Below are 3,070 nucleotides of genomic sequence, written 5' to 3'. Positions count from 1 at the left end.
TTGATCACGCCGATCGCGTGCGAGGAGGGGCTGCGGTTCGCGATTCGCGAGGGCGGCCGCACCGTGGGCGCCGGCGTCGTCACTCAGATCATCGAGTAACGCGGGAACCGTTGGCCGGCGGGGCTGAGTGTAGTGCTCACTACACTTTGCCCCGCCGATTTCCGCGCGGACGTCGAATTCGGGCCTTGCACGCCCCGGCGGAATGGTGTACACGTCCGCTTCCGCCCGTGGGTGGCATCTTCGTTCCAGCTTTCTCCTTCCGTTATCGCTTCGGCTTCGACGTTCGATTCCTAGGGGCATAGCTCAACTGGTAGAGCATCCGTCTCCAAAGCGGAGGGTTGGGGGTTCAAGTCCCTCTGCCCCTGCCGGCCTTCACCTCAGCACGAGCACACCGTGGCGCACGCGCAAGACAACGCACCGAACAAGCCGGTCCACCTGATGTTCCTGTTCGGCGGGATGCTGTTCTTCCTGCTGCTGCAGTGGACGATCGACTGGATCTGGGGCTACTTCGTCGCGAACCCGAGCGAGTTCTACGTCACGTCGATCGCGTTCGTCGTCGCGCTGGCGGTGGGCATATCACTATACCGAAACGAGCGCGTCTACACTCTGGCGAACGAGGTGGCCACGGAACTCAAGAAGGTCGCGTGGCCGAACGCCCAGGAGGTCAAGGCCGCCACGATCGTGGTCGTCATCATGACGATCATCTCCGCGGCCATCCTCGGGCTGTTCGACATGGTGTGGGCCGGCCTCACCGAGATCATCTACGGGTAGCGCCCGCGCAATGGACGCCGCGAGAGCAGATACAACGATGGCCGAGCAGGAAATGAAATGGTACGTGGTGCACACGTACTCCGGGCACGAGAATCGCGCCAAGCTCTCGCTCCTCGAGCGGATCAAGTCGAACAAACTCGATGAGTTCTTCGGGGAGATCCTGATTCCCACCGAGAGCGTGATGGAGGTCGTCAAGGGCCACAAGCGTACGTCCACCCGCAAGTTCTATCCGGGGTACATGTTCGTGCAGATGGTCCTGAACGAGCGGACGTTCCACCTCGTCAAGAGCACGCCCAAGATCACCGGATTCCTCGGCGGCACGTCGCCGACGCCCGTCCCCGAGCGCGAAATCGTCGGCATCCACTCCGCGATGACCGAAGGCAAGGCCAAGCCGAAGCCGAAGGTCGTGTTCGAACAAGGCGACACGGTGCGGGTGATCGACGGGCCGTTCGCCAATTTCTCCGCGACCGTCGAGGAGGTCAAGCCCGACAAACAGAAGGTCCGGGTGCTGGTGTCGATCTTCGGCCGGAGCACGCCGGTCGAACTCGACTTCTCCCAGGTCGAAAAAGCCTCCTAACCACAGGGCCGTAACCCATGAAAAAGGTCATCGCACAGATTAAGTTGCAGGTTCCGGCCGGCAAGGCCAACCCGTCGCCGCCGGTGGGTCCGGCGCTTGGCCAGCACGGGTTGAACATCATGCAGTTCTGCAAGGAGTTCAACGCGCGCACGCAGTCGCAGGGCGACGTGATCATCCCCGTCGTGATCACGGCCTATGCCGACCGCAGTTTTACCTTCATCACGAAGACGCCGCCCGCGTCGGTATTGCTCAAGAAGGCCGCGAAGGTCGAAAAGGGCTCCGGCGAGCCGAACAAGCACAAGGTGGGCAAGGTGTCGATGGCGCAGATCGAGGAGATCGCAAAGACCAAGATGCCGGACCTCAACGCGGCGAGCCTCGATGCGGCCATGCGGACGATCGCCGGCACGGCGCGGTCCATGGGCATCGACGTCGTGAAGTAGGCGGCTTTCGGACAACCGGTTTCCCGGCGGCCAGGCCGCCGTTCGTTGTGACTCCTCCTGGTAGGCCGGACGGCCGCGCAACCAGGACCCACACGAGGACACCATGGCAGGCAAGAAGTACAGAAAAGCGCTCGAGCAGTACGATCCGCGGCAGAAGTACCCGCTGGACGAAGCCGTCGCGCTCATTCCCAAGGTCAAGATCAGCGACAAGTTCGACGAGTCGGTCGACGTCGCCGTGCGGCTCGGGGTCAACCCCAAGCACGCGGACCAGATGGTCCGCGGCGCGGTCGTCATGCCGCACGGGACCGGCAAGTCGAAGCGCGTGCTGGTCATCGCCAAGCCGGACAAAGCCAAGGAGGCGCTCGACGCCGGAGCCGACTACGCCGGCGGCGAGGAGTACGTCAACAAGATCAAGGACGAGAACTGGTTCGAGTTCGACGCCGTCGTCGCGACGCCCGACATGATGGCGCTGGTCGGCCGGATCGGCCGCATCCTCGGTCCGCGCGGCTTGATGCCGAACCCGAAGGTCGGCACGGTCACGATGGACGTCGCCAAGGCGGTCCGCGAGCTGAAGGCCGGTCGCGTCGAGTTCCGCGTCGAGAAGGCCGGCATCGTGCACGCGCCGATCGGCAAGGCGTCGTTCCCCCCCGAGAAGCTGGCGGGCAACCTCGCGGCGTTGATGGATCAGCTCATCAAGCTCAAGCCGTCGACGGCGAAGGGGACGTACGTCAAGTCGGTCGTCATTTCGACCACGCACGGTCCCGGAGTCAAGATCGATCCCGCCACGGTGGCGAGCCGGTAAGTTTTTGCGTTTTCCCTTGTCGAAGAAGCAGGTCCGCATCCATCGCGGTTAAAGCCGCCTGCGGAGGCAATCCATGGACAGAGCAACGAAAGAAAAGGTCGTCGGCGAAATCCGCGAGCAGTTTTCGGATGTGATGAGCATCGTTCTCGCCGACTACCGCGGGGTGGACGTCCCGACCGTGACCGAGATGCGGGCCGATTTCCGCAAGGCCGGTTGCGCGTACCGCGTCCTCAAGAACACGCTCGTCAAGATCGCGATCAAAGGCTCTCATCTCGAGCCGATGTCGGAGCTGCTCGTCGGCCCGACCGCGGTCATCTGGTCCAACGAGTCTCCGTCGGCGCCGGCCAAGTTGGCGGTCAAGTGGGCCAAGGAAGTCAAAGACTTCGAGATCAAGGGCGGCTTCTTCGAGGGCCAGGTGCTCGACGTCGCGGGCGTCGACCAACTCGCCAGGATGCCCGACAAGCCGGAGCTGCAGGCGAC

The 3,070-nt window shown here is 63.4% G+C and carries 6 protein-coding genes and 1 tRNA gene (1 of these 7 running past the window's edge); all 7 read left to right on the top strand.

Features of this window, described 5'->3' with window-relative positions; genetic code table 11:
- A partial coding sequence (locus D6689_09210; protein ID RMH42108.1) for an elongation factor Tu occupies window positions 1-99 on the top strand: 99 nt, incomplete at its 5' end.
- Window positions 100-292: 193 nt separating this feature from the next.
- A tRNA-Trp gene (locus D6689_09205) sits at window positions 293-368 on the top strand.
- Window positions 369-393: 25 nt separating this feature from the next.
- On the top strand, window positions 394-771 hold the full coding sequence (gene secE, locus D6689_09200) for a preprotein translocase subunit SecE (protein ID RMH42107.1): 378 nt from the start codon (window positions 394-396) through the stop codon (window positions 769-771).
- A gap of 52 nt (window positions 772-823) precedes the next feature.
- Window positions 824-1,348: a transcription termination/antitermination protein NusG gene (nusG, locus tag D6689_09195; GenBank protein RMH42109.1), complete on the top strand. Its 525-nt coding sequence runs from the start codon at window positions 824-826 to the stop codon at window positions 1,346-1,348.
- Between the two features lie 17 nt (window positions 1,349-1,365).
- Window positions 1,366-1,788: a 50S ribosomal protein L11 gene (rplK, locus tag D6689_09190; GenBank protein ID RMH42106.1), complete on the top strand. Its 423-nt coding sequence runs from the start codon at window positions 1,366-1,368 to the stop codon at window positions 1,786-1,788.
- A gap of 103 nt (window positions 1,789-1,891) precedes the next feature.
- Complete coding sequence (locus D6689_09185; protein RMH42105.1) at window positions 1,892-2,590, top strand: 50S ribosomal protein L1; 699 nt, start codon at window positions 1,892-1,894, stop codon at window positions 2,588-2,590.
- Between the two features lie 73 nt (window positions 2,591-2,663).
- Window positions 2,664-3,070 carry the 5' portion of a 50S ribosomal protein L10 gene (locus D6689_09180; protein ID RMH42104.1) on the top strand. 115 nt of this gene lie beyond the right edge of the window, so 407 of the gene's 522 nt are visible here — the first part of the coding sequence; it begins with the start codon at window positions 2,664-2,666; the stop codon falls past the right edge of the window.

The organism is Deltaproteobacteria bacterium, assembly GCA_003696105.1.
In the GTDB taxonomy this organism is placed as follows: domain Bacteria; phylum Myxococcota_A; class Polyangia; order Haliangiales; family J016; genus J016.
This window is presented reverse-complemented; position numbering and strand designations above follow the sequence as displayed.

What these genes read in the sequence shown, in the direction of transcription:
- nusG (RMH42109.1), top strand. Translation starts at nt 824, where the DNA reads ATGAAATGGTACGTGGTGCACACGTACTCCGGGCACGAGAATCGCGCC.
- rplK (RMH42106.1), top strand. Translation starts at nt 1,366, where the DNA reads ATGAAAAAGGTCATCGCACAGATTAAGTTGCAGGTTCCGGCCGGCAAG.
- D6689_09185 (RMH42105.1), top strand. Translation starts at nt 1,892, where the DNA reads ATGGCAGGCAAGAAGTACAGAAAAGCGCTCGAGCAGTACGATCCGCGG.